The 15,479-nt window shown below is 68.7% G+C and carries 15 protein-coding genes; 10 read left to right on the top strand and 5 right to left on the bottom strand.

The annotated features are described in order from the left end of the window. Nucleotides 1-13: 13 nt before the first annotated feature. Nucleotides 14-2,044 carry a molybdopterin-containing oxidoreductase family protein gene (locus FVQ98_RS03115; RefSeq protein ID WP_147911963.1) on the top strand — a complete coding sequence of 677 codons (2,031 nt, stop codon included), beginning with the start codon at nt 14-16 and terminating at the stop codon, nt 2,042-2,044. Continuing rightward, a complete protein-coding gene (locus tag FVQ98_RS03110; RefSeq protein WP_147911962.1) occupies nt 2,041-3,168 on the top strand; it encodes an aminopeptidase in 1,128 nt (375 codons plus the stop codon). The genes FVQ98_RS03115 and FVQ98_RS03110 overlap by 4 nt, the downstream gene beginning before the upstream one ends. A gap of 320 nt (nt 3,169-3,488) precedes the next feature. Here the strand turns inward: FVQ98_RS03110 and FVQ98_RS03105 are convergent, their stop codons facing one another. The 5 genes from FVQ98_RS03105 to FVQ98_RS03085 all read right to left on the bottom strand — a co-directional run bounded on the left by FVQ98_RS03105 (nt 3,489) and on the right by FVQ98_RS03085 (nt 6,643). Next, on the bottom strand, nt 3,489-3,746 hold the full coding sequence (locus FVQ98_RS03105) for an acyl-CoA-binding protein (RefSeq protein ID WP_147911961.1): 258 nt from the start codon (nt 3,744-3,746) through the stop codon (nt 3,489-3,491). Nucleotides 3,747-3,842: 96 nt separating this feature from the next. Further along, complete coding sequence (locus FVQ98_RS03100) at nt 3,843-4,616, bottom strand: tetratricopeptide repeat protein (protein ID WP_147911960.1); 774 nt, start codon at nt 4,614-4,616, stop codon at nt 3,843-3,845. Between the two features lie 29 nt (nt 4,617-4,645). After that, the gene (locus FVQ98_RS03095; RefSeq protein WP_147911959.1) at nt 4,646-5,302 is read right to left on the bottom strand and encodes a TetR/AcrR family transcriptional regulator; all 657 of its coding nucleotides are present in this window, start codon (nt 5,300-5,302) and stop codon (nt 4,646-4,648) included. Between the two features lie 19 nt (nt 5,303-5,321). Beyond that, complete coding sequence (locus FVQ98_RS03090) at nt 5,322-6,188, bottom strand: hypothetical protein (RefSeq protein WP_147911958.1); 867 nt, start codon at nt 6,186-6,188, stop codon at nt 5,322-5,324. Then, nucleotides 6,188-6,643, bottom strand: coding sequence for a phasin family protein (locus FVQ98_RS03085; RefSeq protein ID WP_187265604.1), 456 nt, complete (start codon nt 6,641-6,643; stop codon nt 6,188-6,190). Before FVQ98_RS03085 ends, FVQ98_RS03090 begins: the two co-directional genes overlap by 1 nt. A gap of 145 nt (nt 6,644-6,788) precedes the next feature. Here FVQ98_RS03085 and rfbB point away from each other — a divergent pair, with 145 nt between their 5' ends. From rfbB to FVQ98_RS03045, 8 genes are all read left to right on the top strand, one after another. Further along, nucleotides 6,789-7,874, top strand: coding sequence for a dTDP-glucose 4,6-dehydratase (gene rfbB, locus FVQ98_RS03080; RefSeq protein ID WP_147911956.1), 1,086 nt, complete (start codon nt 6,789-6,791; stop codon nt 7,872-7,874). A 3-nt stretch (nt 7,875-7,877) separates the two neighbouring features. Further along, nucleotides 7,878-8,780: a dTDP-4-dehydrorhamnose reductase gene (gene rfbD / locus FVQ98_RS03075; RefSeq protein WP_147911955.1), complete on the top strand. Its 903-nt coding sequence runs from the start codon at nt 7,878-7,880 to the stop codon at nt 8,778-8,780. Beyond that, complete coding sequence (rfbA, locus tag FVQ98_RS03070; protein WP_147911954.1) at nt 8,777-9,682, top strand: glucose-1-phosphate thymidylyltransferase RfbA; 906 nt, start codon at nt 8,777-8,779, stop codon at nt 9,680-9,682. The genes rfbD and rfbA overlap by 4 nt, the downstream gene beginning before the upstream one ends. A gap of 2 nt (nt 9,683-9,684) precedes the next feature. Beyond that, nucleotides 9,685-10,242: a dTDP-4-dehydrorhamnose 3,5-epimerase gene (gene rfbC, locus FVQ98_RS03065; protein WP_147911953.1), complete on the top strand. Its 558-nt coding sequence runs from the start codon at nt 9,685-9,687 to the stop codon at nt 10,240-10,242. Then, nucleotides 10,239-11,444 carry a DUF1972 domain-containing protein gene (locus FVQ98_RS03060; protein ID WP_255507604.1) on the top strand — a complete coding sequence of 402 codons (1,206 nt, stop codon included), beginning with the start codon at nt 10,239-10,241 and terminating at the stop codon, nt 11,442-11,444. Before rfbC ends, FVQ98_RS03060 begins: the two co-directional genes overlap by 4 nt. Next, nucleotides 11,441-12,394: a glycosyltransferase family 2 protein gene (locus FVQ98_RS03055; RefSeq protein ID WP_255507603.1), complete on the top strand. Its 954-nt coding sequence runs from the start codon at nt 11,441-11,443 to the stop codon at nt 12,392-12,394. Before FVQ98_RS03060 ends, FVQ98_RS03055 begins: the two co-directional genes overlap by 4 nt. Before the next feature lie 133 nt (nt 12,395-12,527). Next, nucleotides 12,528-14,240: a GspE/PulE family protein gene (locus FVQ98_RS03050; protein ID WP_147912162.1), complete on the top strand. Its 1,713-nt coding sequence runs from the start codon at nt 12,528-12,530 to the stop codon at nt 14,238-14,240. Then, entirely contained in the window at nt 14,233-15,450 is a 1,218-nt protein-coding gene (locus FVQ98_RS03045) for a type II secretion system F family protein (RefSeq protein WP_147911951.1), read from the top strand. The genes FVQ98_RS03050 and FVQ98_RS03045 overlap by 8 nt, the downstream gene beginning before the upstream one ends. Nucleotides 15,451-15,479: the final 29 nt, after the last annotated feature.

Below are 15,479 nucleotides of genomic sequence, written 5' to 3'. Positions count from 1 at the left end.
CCGGGTGACCACCATGGCTGAGGTGGTTGGCGCCTGCCCCCACGATTGCCCCGACACCTGCAGCCTGGTGACCACCGTCGAGGATGGCCGCGCCGTCCGGGTGCGTGGCAACCCGGCGCACCCGTCGACCGACGGCGTGCTGTGCGCCAAAGTGTCGAAGTACGCCGAAAGGACCAACCATCCGGAACGGGTGCTGACGCCTCTCAGGCGCGTCGGCGCCAAGGGCGAAGGCCGGTTCGAGCCCATCACCTGGGACGCCGCCCTGGACGAGATCGCCCAGCGCCTGGGCGCCATCGCCGCGCGTGACCCGCAGGCCATCCTGCCCTACAGCTACGCCGGCACCATGGGCCTGGTGCAAGGGGAATCGATGGACCGGCGCTTCTTCCACCAGCTGGGCGCCAGCCTGCTGGACCGCACCATCTGCGCCACCGCCGGCGGCGAGGCCGTGACCCGCACGCTGGGCGGCAAGGTCGGCATGAAGGTCGAATTCTTCGCCGAAAGCCGGCTGATCCTGATCTGGGGCAGCAACTCGATCGGCAGCAATCTGCACTTCTGGCGCCTGGCGCAGCAGGCGCGCCGCGACGGAGCGCGCCTGGTCTGCATCGACCCGCGCCGCAGCGAAACGGCCGACAAGTGCGACGAGCACATCGCCCTGCTGCCGGGCACCGACGCCGCGCTCGCGCTGGCCATCATGCACGAGCTGATCGTGCACGACTGGCTGGACCACGACTACATCGCCCGCCACACGGTCGGCTGGGAAGCGCTGAAAGCGCGCGCCATGCTATGGAATCCGAAGCGGGCCGCGCAGGCCTGTGGCGTGCCAGCGGCGCAAATCGTGCAATTGGCGCGCGACTATGGCACCACCACACCGGCCGCCATCCGCGTCAACTACGGCGTGCAGCGCTGCGCGGGCGGCGGCAACGCCATCCGCGCCATCGCCTGCCTGCCGGCGCTCACCGGCGCCTGGCGCCACCGCGCGGGCGGCGTGCTGCTGTCCAGCTCCAGCCAGTTCCCGGTCGACCGCGCCACGCTGCAGCGGCCCGACCTGCTGGCCGGGCGCACGCCGCGCACCATCAACATGGTCACCATCGGCGACGATCTGCTGCGCGAAGCGTCGGCCGACTTCGGCCCCAAGGTCGAGGCGCTGGTGGTCTACAACAGCAACCCCGTCGCCGTCGCGCCCGAATCGCCCAAGGTGGTGCGCGCCTTCCAGCGCGAAGACCTGTTCACCGTCGTGCTGGAGCATTTCCTGACCGACACGGCCGACCACGCCGACATCGTCCTGCCCGCCACCACGCAACTGGAGCACTGGGACATCCACCTGGCCTATGGCCACACCGACGTGCTGCTCAACCGCCCGGCCATCGCGCCCATGGGCGAAGCGCGCAGCAACGCCCAGATCTTCCGCGACCTGGCCGCGCGCATGGGCTTGGACGCCCCGTGCTTTGCCGACAGCGACGAAGCCCTGTGCCGCCAGGCCTACGGCAAACAGATCGACTTCAACGCGCTGCTGCAAAACGGCTTTGCCGCGCTGGCGATTCCCGATGCGCCGTACGCCGAAGGCGGCTTTCCCACCGCATCGGGCAAGTGCCAATTTGATAGCGGCCTGCGCACGTCTGGCGGGCCTGACGTGCCCGATTTCATCCCCAACCACGAGCCCGCCGGCGCCTCGCCCGACTACCCGCTGGCCATGATTTCGCCGCCGGCGCGCAACTTCCTCAACAGCAGCTTCGTCAACGTGCAAAGCCTGCGCAGCATCGAAGGCGAGCCGCTGCTTGAAATCCACCCCGATGACGCCGCCACCCGCGGCATTACCTCCGGCGCCGTGGTGCGCGTCTTCAACGCCCGCGGCGACTACCGCGTCAAGGCCGACGTCAGCACCCGCGCCCGCCCCGGCGTCGTCAACGGCCTGGGCATCTGGTGGCGCAAGTTCGGCCTGGCCGGCACCAACGTCAACGAAGTCACCAGCCAGAAGCTGACCGACATGGGCCGTGGGCCGACGTTTTACGACTGTGCGGTGCAGGTGGAGCGGGCGCCAGCATGAAGCGGCGCGCGGCCTGGGTGCTGTTGGCCGTGGCTGGCGCCTGGCTGCTCTCCGGCTGCACCGCCGCCAGCTACTACGCCCAATCCATCCAGGGCCACCTGGCGCTGATGGGCGCGGCCAAGCCGGTGGAAGAAGTGCTGGCCGACCCGGCGACGCCGGATGACTTGCGCCAGCGGCTGGAACTGGCCAAGCGCATCCGCGCCTTCGCAGTCACGGATCTGGCGCTGCCCGACAACGCCAGCTACCACCGCTACAGCGACCTGAAGCGCCGCGCGGCGGTGTGGAACGTGGCGGCGGCGCCGCCGGATTCGCTGACGCTCAAGCGCTGGTGCTTTCCGGTGGTCGGCTGCGTGGGTTACCGCGGTTACTACGACGAAGCCGAGGCGCGCGCGCTGGCCGAGCAGCTGCAGCGCGACGAGGGGCTGGAAGTGCGCGTGTACGGCATCCCGGCCTATTCCACGCTGGGCTGGCTGAACTGGATGGGGGGCGACCCGCTGCTCTCCACCTTCATCCGCTACCCCGAGGGCGAGCTGGCGCGGATGATCTTTCACGAGCTGGCGCACCAGGTCGTGTACGTGGACGACGACACCATGTTCAACGAGTCGTACGCCACGGCCGTGGAGCGTCTGGGCGGCCAGCGCTGGCTGGCCACGCACGCCAGCGAGGCGGCTCGGCGCGAGTACGCCGCCTTCGACCAGCGCCGGCGCGACTTCCGTGCGCTGAGCCGGCTGACGCGCGACGACCTGAACGCGGTTTACAAGCAAAAAGGGGCGCCAGGCATTGATACAACTGTGCTGGCAGCTATGAAAGAAGAAGCAGTGGCGCGCTTTCGCCAACGCTACGCCGACCTGAAAGCGCGTTGGGCCGCGGCCGGCACGCCCTACGACGGCTACGACCGCTGGGTGGCCGAGGCCAACAACGCCTTTTTCGGCGTGCAGGCCGCGTACGACGAACTGGTGCCGGCCTTCGAAGCCCTGTTTGTGCGAGAAGGCAGCGACTGGCCGCGCTTTCACGCCGCCGTCGCGGCGCTGGGCAAGCTGCCCAAAGCCGAGCGGCTGGCCCAACTGCGGGCGCTGGAGACGGCGACGGCGCAGGCGGGTCAGGACGACAAGACGACGCGTTGAGCGCGCTGCGCGCCGACGCATTGCGTGTGCCAGCGAGCGTCCTGTATTCGCAGGGCTGCTAGAAATTCAGTAGCTGATCGCGCAATCTGCTCTAGGGTCAGAGGCCGATTTGGCTTAAAAAATACGTCGACGCGCAAAGTGCCGCGCCATGACCAGCAAGGCGGTTGGCCGTGCCTCATGCTGCCGCGCCTGCAATCAGCGGGGCGCCAATACCAGCGAACGCCATGCCCGGGCGTGTACCGGGCATCGGCGTTGCCCCCCTGCCCGAAGCGCGCAGCGCGAAGAGAGCAGGGGGAAGGCGCCTCCGGCGCCACAGGGGGTCAGCCCTTCAACGTTTCGATGAGGTCGATGTACTGCTGCATCGCCTCGTCGTTGCTCGTGCCTTCCAGCTTCTTCCAGGCGTCCCACTTGGCGCGCGCCACGATGTCGGCAAAGCCCGGCTTCGCTTCTTCGTTGTCGCCCTCGGTCGCCTGCTTGAACAGCGAATAGATCTTCAGCAGCGTCGGGTTGTCCGGGCGCTCGCTCAGGGTTTTGGAATTGGCGACGGCGGCGTCGAAACGGTCTTTCAGGTCGGACATGGCGAAACTCCTGGGTTCAGAAAAATGACGGCGCAGCCTGCGGCGCGTCGGCTGGCGTGGATGTTAGCGCTGTGGCGTGCGTGACCTGCCGTCAGGTCACAGCGCCAGGCTGGTGCGGGCCAGCTCGACCCACAGGCGCTCCACGGCGTCGCGCGGGGCCACGCGGGCGGCGGCTTCCTGCAGGCGCGTGGCCTCGTCCAGCCGGGCGCGGCCGTCCAGCAGCAGCAGCGCGCCCGCACATTCGTGCAGCACGGCGGCCGACTGCGGCGCCAGGCGTTGCGCTTGCTCGAGGTGGTCGAGCGCGGAGCGGGCCGTGACGCCGTAGGTCATGGCACCCACCATCGGGCCCAGCTTGTCGATCACCGCGGCCTGGAAGGCGCCCAGCGCCACGTGGGCGTAGGCGTGGCGTGGGTTGAGCGCCAGCGTGGCGTGCAGCGCCGCGCGCACTTGGCTGCCCAGGCCCTGCGCCAGCGCGCGCGCCACGTGGATGCCCTGTGCGTAGCGCGCCAGCGCGTAGCCCTGCCAGTACCAGGCGCTGGCCAGCTGCGGCCGCTGAAGCACCTGGGCGCTGGCCAACTGGTGCACGCGTTTGAACAGTTCCAGGCGCGCGCCCTCGTTCGGCTCGACCAGCGCGGCGTGGGCCGCGGTGGCGCGGTTGGCCAGCGACCAGCCGTCGATGCCGGAGGCCAGGCCGGTGTCGGCCGCTTGTTCAAACAGGCCGGTGTGGAACAGCGCCCAGCCGTGCAACAGCGCCTCGTCCTCGGGCAACGGCTCGGCATCGACGGCGTGCAGCTCGGGCCAGAGCGCGCGCACGCGCGCGACGTCGAACGGGCTGTCGGCGGCAAACGGGCAAGGGGTCCAGGCGCTCATCGTGAACAAGGGCGGTTGTTCACGGCAGCTTAGCCCATGGCGGGCTGGTAGGCCTCGGTCAGCGCTTTCAGGTGCTCGCGCGGCGCGTCGGGTAGGTGCGGCGCCATCAGGCTGAGCACGTGGTAGGCGCCGCGCAGCAGGGCGTCCTGCGCGTTCTCAGGCTCCATCGCGGTGCGCGGCTGCAGCACGTACTCGTAGCTGAGCCAATAGGTCAGCAGCACCACCATGCTCGCGGCCACGGCGTCGCGCGTGGCGGCGTCGTCGGCGTCGGGTGCCAGCAACTGGTCGAGCATGACGCGCAGCGCGCCCTTCTTGCGCATCAGGATGGCGGGGAAGTGCGTTTCCAGTCGGCGGTTGCGCGACAGCAGGTGGTTCAGGTCGCGGTACAGGAAGCGGTAGGCCCAGATCAGCTCGAACAGCGTGTGCAGGAAGAACCATGCGTCTTCCAGGTCGCGCACGTCGTCACTGGCGGCCAGCAGCACGACCACGCGGGCTTCGTACTGGTCGAACAAGGTGTTGACCAGCTCGTCCTTGGACGGGAAGTGGTAGTACAGGTTGCCGGGGCTGATGTTCAGCTCGGCCGAGATCACGGTGGTGGAGACGTTGGGCTCGCCAAAGCGGTTGAACAGCTCTAGCGTGGCGGCCAGAATGCGCTCGGCGGTGCGGCGGGGCGCTTTCTTGGCCATGGGGTGACGCTGCCGGGGCTTACTGGGACGCCGGTTTGTTCGGGGCCGATGCGCCCGCGCCAAGCGCGGTGCCGGCTGGGGGCTCACCACGCGCCGCCCGGTCCAACTGGTCCAGCGCGGCGCGCGCCGTGTAGTTTTGGGCGGTGAGCGCACCCGGCGAGGTCACGTTGATCTGGATGGGGCGGTATGCCAACTGCGGCACCAGCCAGACCTCGACCCGGTCGTCGCGGTCGTTTTCAGGGTAGTGCAGCAGGCGCAACGTGGGCACATCCAGCCCGCCCATCGACTTCACCGTTTCTCCCGCCACGATGATGAAGCGCCAGACCTTGGGCTGGCCGTTCAGGTCGATCGTCACGCTGATGGCGTTGCCGGGGGCGAACAGCGACGGGTCGGCGTCGACATCGCGGCTCAGGCGGTCCAGCATCTGAAAGCGCTCGGGTGTGGTCGGCAGCATGCGCAGCGGATCCTGACCCTCGGGCAGCGGCGACGACGCGGCGGAAGCGGCGTCGGTCGGCGCTTCGGCGACCTGGGTCGCCGCAGACTTGTCGTCATCGCGTGCCGGACGGGGCGTGGGGCGTGTCCGCTCCGGGCGCTCCTTGGGCTTGGCAGGGGCTTCGGCCTTCGGCCGGCTGGGTTCGGCGGGCGCGGGTTCTTCGCGCGCCACGCCCGGACTGGGGGTGGCCGGCAGCGGAATCCAGCGGGTGACCACCGGGTCCGCGCGATCGATACCCAGCTTAAAGCGCGGCGGCATGGCCAGCGCGACCAGCACCACGGCGTGAACCAGCACCGCTACCGACAGCGCGGTGACGAGGCGCTTGCGCTGCAGGCGCAGGGCCCCCGCGTCAGGGGCGTCAAAAAAAGGCGTTTGTGCGATCGAAGCCAACATCAGTTTCCAGGGGAGCGGGGCTTGGCGCGCGGGCGGCGCACCGGGTCGCCGGCGGGGGGCGTTGCGCTTTCCAAAACGGCCACGCGCGCTTCCAGCGCCTCGATTCGAGCCAACAGCGCGGCCAGCAGTTCCGGCGAGGGCATGCCGAGTCGCTCCAGCGCCTGCTGTACGCGCCCCTCAAAAATGCCGCCCAGGCGGTCCCAGGGGTTGGCGCTGCCCAACGTCATGGCGCTCAGGCGCTCAGCGGCCTTGGACATCTCGGACTCGGCGGCCTCGCGCGCCTTGGCCTGCTGGGCCAAGCCTTCGCGCACCAGCGCATCGAAGGCCTGGGTGCCGCGCGCCTGAGCCTGAGCCAGCGCGCCCATGCCGGCCAGCCAGACGTTGTCTGGGCCGGGCGTTGGAGTCGGTGTCGGATCTGCAGGGTCAGCGGCAGGGCGCTTGCGGGAAGTGGCCATGGTGCAGGATGGGGCGCACAAAGCGGACGCGCCCATTGTGCCGCAAGGCCTGCGGGCGTCGCGTGGGTGCAGGGGGTGGCGAAAATGAAATAATCGGCGCGATCATGGCGGCAGTGCCCGCCACCGCGGTAAGGAAACCTATCTCATGATTCTTGTCACCGGCGGCGCCGGCTTCATCGGCAGCAACTTCGTGCTGGACTGGCTGGCTCAGGGCGACGAGCCGGTCGTCAACCTCGATAAGCTGACCTACGCCGGCAACCTGGCCAACCTGGCTTCGGTGCAGGACGATCCGCGCCACGTCTTCGTGCAGGGCGACATTGGCGACAGCGCCTTGGTGGAGCGCCTGCTGGCCGAGCACCGGCCGCGCGCCATCGTCAACTTCGCGGCCGAAAGCCACGTTGACCGCTCCATCCATGGGGCGGAGGACTTCGTCGTCACCAACATCGTCGGTACCTTTCGCTTGCTGGAAGCCGCGCGGGCGTATTGGGGTGGCCTGCCCGAGGCCGAGCGCGCCGCCTTCCGCTTCCTGCACGTGTCGACCGACGAGGTCTACGGCACATTGGCGCCCGACGCGCCCGCCTTCACCGAAACCCACGTCTACGAGCCCAACAGCCCCTACAGTGCCAGCAAGGCCGCCAGCGACCACCTGGTGCGCGCCTGGCACCACACGCACGGGCTGCCGGTGCTGACGACCAACTGCTCCAACAATTACGGCCCGTTTCACTTCCCCGAGAAGCTGATCCCGCTGATGATCGTCAACGCCCTGGCCGGCCAACCGCTGCCGGTGTACGGCGATGGCCAACAGGTGCGCGACTGGCTGTACGTGAAGGACCACTGCTCGGCCATCCGCCGCGTGCTGGAAGCGGGCCGCCTGGGCGAGACCTACAACATCGGCGGCTGGAACGAAAAGGCCAACCTGTCCATCGTCCACACCGTGTGCGATCTGCTGGATGAGCTGGCCCCGCGCGCGGCCGGCGGCAGCTACCGCCAGCAGATCACGCACGTGCAGGACCGCCCGGGCCACGATCGACGCTACGCCATCGACGCCCGCAAGATCGAGCGCGAGCTGGGCTGGAAGCCGGCCGAAACGTTCGAAACCGGCATCCGCAAGACCATCGCGTGGTACCTGGCCAACGACGCCTGGGTGCGCGACGTGCAGTCGGGCGGCTACCGCGACTGGGTGGCGACGCAGTACGGGTCGAACGGCGGCGCGGCCCAGCCCGCTGCCTGAGGCATGGCGGGCCACGGCATCCTCCTGCTGGGCAAGAACGGCCAGGTCGGCTGGGAACTGCAGCGCGCGCTGGCGCCGCTCGGCCCGCTCACGGCGCTGGACCGCCACGGCCAAGGCGCCTTGCACGGCGACCTGAACGACCCGGACGCGCTGGCGGCCACGGTGTGCGCACTGCGCCCTGCGGCCATCGTCAACGCCGCCGCCCACACGGCGGTCGACCGAGCCGAGAGCGAGCCGGCGTTGGCCCGGCGCCTGAACGCCGAGGCGCCCGCCGCGCTGGCGCAGGCCGCGGCCGAGGTGGGTGCGCTGCTGGTCCACTACAGCACCGACTACGTGTTCAACGGCGGCGGCGACACGCCCTGGCGCGAGGGCGACGCCACCGGCCCGCTCAGCGTTTACGGCGCGACCAAGCTGGCCGGCGAAGAAGCCATCCGCGCCAGCGGCTGTCGCCATCTGATCTTTCGCACCAGCTGGGTCTACGCGGCGCGCGGCGGCAACTTTGCCCGCACCATGCTGCGCTTGGCGGCCGAGCGCGAGCGCCTCACCATCGTCGACGACCAGTGGGGCGCACCCACGGGGGCAGAGCTGATCGCCGACATCACCGCCCACACCCTGCGCCAGTGCCTGGCGCGGCCGGAAGACGGCGGTACTTACCATTTGGCGGCGGCCGGTTACACGACCTGGTTTTCGTACGCCAATCACGTGTTTGGCCAATACAGATCTGCGCAGGCAGCTCCTGAATTGGTAGTAAAAGAGGTGGAGCCCGTCGCCAGCGACACCTTCCCGACACCCGCACGGCGCCCGCACAATTCGCGCCTGGACACCACGCGCCTGCAAGCCGTGTTCGGCCTCACCCTGCCGCCGTGGCAGCAGGGCGTGGACCGCATGCTCAAGGAAATCCTGTGACTTCAAACCACAACACCTCCAGCGCCCGCAAAGGCATCATCCTGGCCGGCGGTTCCGGCACGCGCCTGCACCCGGCGACGCTGGCGGTCAGCAAGCAGCTGCTGCCGGTGTACGACAAGCCCATGGTGTACTACCCGCTCAGCACCCTGATGCTGTCCGGCATCCGCGACATCCTGGTGATCAGCACGCCGCAGGACACGCCGCGCTTTCAGCAGCTGCTGGGCGACGGCAGCCAGTGGGGCGTGAACCTGCAGTACGCCGTGCAGCCCAGCCCGGACGGTCTGGCGCAGGCTTTCGTCATTGGCGAATCCTTCCTGGGCGGCGCCCCCAGCGCGCTGGTGCTGGGCGACAACATCTTCTACGGCCACGACTTTCACGAACTGCTGGCCAGCGCCGATGGCCGCCAGACGGGCGCGTCGGTCTTTGCGTACCACGTGCACGACCCGGAGCGCTACGGCGTGGCCGAATTCGACGCCGCCGGCAAGGTGCTGTCGCTGGAAGAAAAGCCGGCCAAGCCCAAGAGCCCCTACGCCGTCACCGGCCTGTACTTCTACGACACCCAGGTGGTCGAACTGGCCAAGGGCTTGAAGCCCTCGCCGCGCGGTGAGCTGGAGATCACCGACCTGAACCGTCTGTACCTGGAGCAAGGCCAGCTCAGCGTCGAAATCATGGGCCGCGGCTACGCGTGGCTGGACACCGGCACACACCAGAGCCTGATGGAGGCCGGCCAATTCATCGCCACGCTGGAAAACCGCCAGGGCCTGAAGATCGCCTGCCCGGAAGAGATCGCCTGGCGCCACCGCTGGATCGACGATGCGCAGCTCGAGCGCCTGGCGCAGCCCTTGGTCAAGGGCGGCTATGGTCAATACCTCTTGCAGTTGATGAACAAGCGGGTGTATTGACCATGAACCTGACGCCGCTGGCCATTGCCGACGTGATGTTGATCGAACCCAAGGTGTTTGGGGACGCACGCGGTTTTTTCTTTGAAAGCTTCAACCAGCAGGCCTTTGCCGACGCTACAGGCGTCCATCTGCCGTTCGTGCAGGACAACCACAGCCGCAGCCGGCGCGGGGTGCTGCGCGGCCTGCACTACCAACTGGCGCCCAAGGCGCAGGGCAAGCTGGTGCGCTGCGTGCGCGGCGCGGTGTTCGACGTGGCGGTGGACATCCGGCGCGATTCACCCACCTTTGGCCGCTGGTCTGGCGCGGTGCTGAGCGAAGAGAACCAGCACCAGCTGTGGATCCCGCCCGGCCTGGCGCACGGCTTCGTGGTGCTGACCGACACCGCCGACTTCCTCTACAAGACCACCGACTACTACAGCCCCGCGCACGAACGCGCCATCCGCTGGGACGACCCCGCCATCGGTATCGAGTGGCCATTGGCGTCGCACGGCATCGCCGAGCCGGTGCTGTCCGACAAGGACAAGACGTCGGCGCGCCTGCTGGCCGAGGCCGACATTTGACGCAGGCGCCGGCCCGTGGCGCTGGCGCCGCGGCGGCGCCCCCGCGCAGCACTGCGGCAGCGGCCCCACTGCGCATCGCCATCCTCGGCACGCGCGGCATCCCGGCCCGCTACGGCGGGTTTGAAACCTTTGCCGAACGCCTGGCCGTTGGCCTGGTGCAGCGCGGCCACGCCGTCACGGTGTACGCCGAAGCCGATGGCGCCCCGGGCCCCGACACTTGGCACCAGGGCGTGCGAGTGCGCGCGCGCCGCCGCCCGGCCTGGGGCCCGGCCTCGGTGCTGGCGTACGACAGCGCGTGCCTGTGGGACGCGCGGCGCGGCTTCGATCTGGTCTACATGCTGGGCTACGGCGCGGCTTGGGCCTGCTGGGGGCCGCGCGCCTTCGGCACGCCGGTCTGGATCAACGTCGACGGGCTGGAGTGGGCGCGCAGCAAGTGGGGGCGCGGCGCGCGCACCTACCTGCGCGCCATGGAGTCGGTCGCCAGCCGCGCCGCCACGCGCCTGATCGCCGACGCCGAGGCCATTGCCCAGCGTTACCGCACGCTGTACCCGCGCGGCGCGCCCTGCGACTTCATCGCCTACGGTGCCGACCCGGTGCTGCCCGGCCAGGCCGACGCCGCCTTGCTCGCGCCTTGGAGCTTGACGCCCGGGCGCTACCACGTGGTGGTCGCGCGGCCGGAGCCGGAAAACCACCTGCTGGAAATCATCGAAGGCCACCGCCTGCACACCGCGTCGGGCGGTGGCGACTGGCCGCTGGTCATCGTGGGCGATGTGACCGGCGGCACGCCCTACCAGCAACAGCTGCTGACCAAAGCCAGTGACCGCGTGCGTTTCACTGGCGGCGTGTACGAGCCCGCGCGCCTGAACGCTTTGCGCGTGCACGCCGCCAGCTACCTGCACGGCCATTCGGTGGGGGGCACCAACCCGTCGCTGCTGGAGGCGCTGGCCTGTGGCAACTGGGTGATCGCACACGACAACCCCTACAACCGCGAAGTGGCGCGCGATGCGGCCGACTACTTCGCCAAGCCCGCCGAGCTGGCCGAGCGGCTGAACACCCGCGTTGCCCAGTCGCCGGAAGCCGTGGCCCAGCGCGCCGACCGCGCGCGCCAGATCATCGCCGAACACTACACCTGGCCCGCTATCGTCGACGCGTACGAAGCGCTGATGCAGGCCGAATGCGCCCACCGGCGCCGCCCGTCATGAGCGCCGCGCCCCTGGTCGACATCCTGCTGGCCACCTACAACGGCGCCGCCTTCCTGGCGCCGCAGCTGGATTCGCTGCTGGCGCAGACGCACGCGAACTTCCGCCTGATCGTCAGCGACGACGGCTCGTCCGACGACACCCTGGCCATCCTGCGGCGCTACGAACGTATTTTTGAGGGACGCATGCTGCTGTTGCCGCCACAACCCAAGGGTGGCGGCGTGATCCGCAATTTCGAGCGCCTGATGCGCGCCAGCCTGGACGACGGCAGCGCCGCCTGGATCGCCTTTTGCGACCAGGACGACGTCTGGTTGCCCGAAAAGACCGCGCGCCTGCTGGCCGCTGTGCAGGCGCTGGAAGCGCGCGTGGGCACTGACGCGCCCTGTCTGGCGCACAGCGACCTGACGGTGGTGGACGAGCAGCTGCAGGTCATCAGCCCGTCCTTCGCCGCCTTTCAGCGCATCGAACCGGCACAGGTCAATGCGCGCACGCTGCTCAGCGTCAACCAGGTCACCGGCTGCGCCACGCTGATCAACCGCGCCCTGCTGGAGCTGGCGCTGCCCCTGCCGCCCGACGCCGTCATGCACGACTGGTGGCTGGCGGTGCTGAGTGGCAGCGGCGCGCGCGACTACCTGCCCGAGCCGCTGATGCGGTACCGCCAGCACGGGCGCAATCAGATCGGTGCGCGCGACCGCGGCCTTCCCAGCCGGCTGATGCGCTTGGCACGCGACGGCGGCGGGGTGCTGAAACGGGTGCGCCAGCTGGGGCGCGGCACGCGGGCGCAGGCCGAGGCGCTGGGGCGCCGCTTGCGCGACAACGGGCTGGACGATGGATACGTGGCTGAGTACCTGGCCTGGCGCGGTCGGGGGCGGCTGGCGCGCCTGTTCACCTACAGAACGTATTATGTCGGGCCCGAGTTGGACCGCCTGAGCCGCTGGCTGCTGTGGAAATAGGCAAAACAGACTATGATTTGTATAGCTGCTCGCGTAGGTGGTTGTAGGGCTTGAGGCCAATTTTGATGTTATTTTCGCAAGCCCGTTCGCCCGCCCTGGTGAACTGAGGACAATGTCGCCCATGGCACTCGCAATGGACCCCGTGGCTGAAACCGCCGTCATCCCCGATCTGGAGCAACTCGAAGCCCGCCTGGGCGAGCGCCTGCTGGCCGACCGCAAGCTCTCGCCGCCCGATCTGGACCGCGCTCACGGCGTGCAACAGACCATGGGCGGGCGACTCAGCCAGCTGCTGGTCGACCTGGGCCTGGTGTCCGAGGTGGACGTGGCGCAGGCCCTGGCCCAGCTGGCCGGCGTGCCACTGGTGCGCAAGGCCGACTTCCCGGCCGAAAAACCCAACACCGTCCGCCTGAACACCAGCTTTCTGCTGGCCAATCGCCTGCTGCCGCTGGGCGACGCCGACGGCGACACGCCGCCCGACTTCGCCGCCACCGACCCCGGCAGCGAGCGTCTGCGCGCCGCGCTGCGCCTAGTGTTTGGCCAGGAGCCGCGCATCGCGCTGGGCCTGGGCACCGAGATCGCCGAGCAGCTGGACGAATGGTTCCTGCGCGAAGCGGAAGGCGAGGCGGGCGAGGAGGGTGGCTACGAAGCCACCGAATTCATCGAGCACCTGCGCGACATGGCGTCCGAGGCGCCGATCATCCAGCGCGTCAACCAGATCATGTCGCAGGCGGTGTCCGCGCAGGCGTCGGACATCCACATCGAAAGTTACGAAGACAAATCCGTCGTGCGCATCCGCGTCGACGGCCAGATCTTTCCCATCGACGAAATCGACAACCGCGACGCGCCGGCCGTGGTGTCGCGCATCAAGATCCTGTCGCAGCTCGACATCGCCGAGCGCCGCCTGCCGCAGGACGGCCGCACCCGCCTGCGCGTGCACGGCAAGGAGCTGGACGTGCGCGTGTCCACCGTGCCGACCATGTTCGGCGAATCGGTGGTGATGCGTCTGCTGGAGAAAAACCTCGATCTGCTGTCGCTGGACCGCCTGCAGTTCACCGAGCCCACGCTGGCCGCCATGCGCGAGCTGCTGAACGTGCCGCACGGCGTGCTGCTGGTCACCGGGCCCACGGGGTCGGGCAAGTCGACCACGCTGTACGCGTCCCTGCTGTCGCTGGAAGGGCGCAACCTGAAGATTTTGACGGTGGAAGACCCCGTCGAATACCGCCTGCAATGGCTGAACCAGGTGCAGGTGCAGCCGCAGATCGGCCTGACGTTTGCGCACGTGCTGCGCTCCTTCCTGCGCCAGGACCCGGACGTCATCATGATCGGCGAGATGCGCGATGGCGAGACGGCCAATATCGCTGTTCAGGCCGCGCTGACCGGGCACCTGGTGCTATCGACTTTGCACACCAACAGCGCGTTGGGGGCGATCGTGCGCCTGATCAACATGGGTGTGGAGCCCTACCTGATCACCGCCTCGGTCGTCGGCGTGCTGGCGCAGCGCCTGGTGCGCAAGCTGTGCGATACCTGCAAGGCGCCCATGTCGCCGGACCAGTCGCGCCTGGCGGCCCAGACGCTGGGGATGGAGCTCTCCGAGGGCCAGACGCTGTACCGGTCCGTGGGCTGCCCGGCCTGCCGCAACACTGGTTACCGCGGGCGGCTGGCGATCCACGAGTTGCTGCTGCTGACCGAAGACGTCAAAAAGCTGATTCTGGAGCGCGGCTCCGCCCTCTCGCGGGGGCAGGCGCGCTATGTGGGCGGGAACTTGTTGCAGGACGGCGCGACCAAAGTGGCGCAAGGACTGACGACCGCCGAAGAAGTGTTGCGCGTCGCCCGACAGGATGATTGACTTTCAGTACGCCGGCACCGCCACCGACGGCAAACCCTGCCAAGGCAGCATCCGTGCGCCCAGCGCGGAGGCGGCGCGCCTGCGCCTGATCGGGCAGGGCATCACGCCCGTCAGCCTGCAGGGCGGCGATGCCGCCGCGGCGGCGATGGCGGCCACCAAGAGCGAAGAAGTGCGCCTGAAGCGCGCCGACATCCTGCTGTTCACGCGCGAGCTGTCGCACCTGAAAAGCGCCAACATGCCGCTGGACCGGGCGCTGGCCATGCTGCAGGAGATCGCCAACAACGACCGCCTGAAGGCCTTCGTCATCCGGGTGACCGAAGGCGTGCGTGGCGGCAAGTCGCTCTACACCTCCCTGCAGCCGTTCGAGCGCGATCTGGGGCGGCGTTACCTGGTGATGATCCGCGCGGGCGAGGCCTCGGGCGGCCTGACCACCGTGCTCAAGGAGCTGACGAGTCAACTGGAAGCCGACGACAAGCTGCGCAACTACATCATCTCGTCGATGACCTACCCGTTCATCCTGGCCGGGGTAGCGGTGCTGTCGGTGATCATCCTGCTGGCCTTCGTGGTGCCGCAGTTCCGCGAGATTTTTGATTCGATGGGCGATGCCCTGCCGTTCTTAACCCGGTTGGTGTTGAACGTCAGCGATTTCGTGCGCAGCAACTGGATGCTGCTCTTGCTGGTTTTCACCATCGTGGTCTTTCTGCTGTCGCGCTGGGCGGCGTCGCCGGCAGGGCGGATTCGGCTGGATTCTGGCGTCTTGCGCATGCCCCTTATGGGTAATGTGCTCCGAAATTTGCAGCTGGCGATCTACTTCCGCACGCTGGGCGGCCTGCTGCAGCGCGGCGTGCCGCTGGTGGACGCGCTGCGCATCGCCAGCGACGCGGTGACTAACACCGCGCTGCGCAAGGACTTGGAGCCGCTGGTCGGCATCGTCAAGTCCGGCAAGCGGCTGTCCACCGGCTTCGGTTCGGCCCACTTCAGCCAATCCAGCACCGCGCAGCTGATGCGCGTGGCCGAGGAGACGGGCGACCTGGACGGCACGTCGCTGGCCCTGGCCGACCGCTACGAAGAAGAAGGTCGGCGTACCATGTCGCGCCTGCTGGCGGCCATGGAGCCGCTGATCATCATCATCCTGGGCGTGATCGTGGCCATCATCATCATCGCCATCCTGGGCGGTGTGCTGTCCATCAACGACACCGTGGGCAAGTGACTCCCACGCTGTCTTCCCGATAGTCAACG

The organism is Ottowia flava (assembly GCF_008017535.1).
Classification (GTDB): domain Bacteria; phylum Pseudomonadota; class Gammaproteobacteria; order Burkholderiales; family Burkholderiaceae_C; genus Ottowia; species Ottowia flava.
The sequence above is the reverse complement of the archived record's forward strand: the minus strand, read 5'-3'. Positions and strand labels throughout refer to the sequence as shown.

Excerpts from the sequence above, each read along its gene's own strand:
- FVQ98_RS03045 (WP_147911951.1), top strand. The coding sequence starts at position 14,233 with ATGATTGACTTTCAGTACGCCGGCACCGCCACCGACGGCAAACCCTGC.
- FVQ98_RS03105 (WP_147911961.1), bottom strand. The coding sequence starts at position 3,746 with ATGTCCGACCTGAAAGACCGTTTCGACGCCGCCGTCGCCAATTCCAAA.
- FVQ98_RS03100 (WP_147911960.1), bottom strand. The coding sequence starts at position 4,616 with ATGAGCGCCTGGACCCCTTGCCCGTTTGCCGCCGACAGCCCGTTCGAC.
- FVQ98_RS03085 (WP_187265604.1), bottom strand. The coding sequence starts at position 6,643 with ATGGCCACTTCCCGCAAGCGCCCTGCCGCTGACCCTGCAGATCCGACA.
- FVQ98_RS03055 (WP_255507603.1), top strand. The coding sequence starts at position 11,441 with ATGAGCGCCGCGCCCCTGGTCGACATCCTGCTGGCCACCTACAACGGC.
- FVQ98_RS03115 (WP_147911963.1), top strand. The coding sequence starts at position 14 with ATGGCTGAGGTGGTTGGCGCCTGCCCCCACGATTGCCCCGACACCTGC.
- FVQ98_RS03095 (WP_147911959.1), bottom strand. The coding sequence starts at position 5,302 with ATGGCCAAGAAAGCGCCCCGCCGCACCGCCGAGCGCATTCTGGCCGCC.
- rfbB (WP_147911956.1), top strand. The coding sequence starts at position 6,789 with ATGATTCTTGTCACCGGCGGCGCCGGCTTCATCGGCAGCAACTTCGTG.
- FVQ98_RS03050 (WP_147912162.1), top strand. The coding sequence starts at position 12,528 with ATGGACCCCGTGGCTGAAACCGCCGTCATCCCCGATCTGGAGCAACTC.
- FVQ98_RS03090 (WP_147911958.1), bottom strand. The coding sequence starts at position 6,188 with ATGTTGGCTTCGATCGCACAAACGCCTTTTTTTGACGCCCCTGACGCG.
- rfbD (WP_147911955.1), top strand. The coding sequence starts at position 7,878 with ATGGCGGGCCACGGCATCCTCCTGCTGGGCAAGAACGGCCAGGTCGGC.
- rfbC (WP_147911953.1), top strand. The coding sequence starts at position 9,685 with ATGAACCTGACGCCGCTGGCCATTGCCGACGTGATGTTGATCGAACCC.
- FVQ98_RS03110 (WP_147911962.1), top strand. The coding sequence starts at position 2,041 with ATGAAGCGGCGCGCGGCCTGGGTGCTGTTGGCCGTGGCTGGCGCCTGG.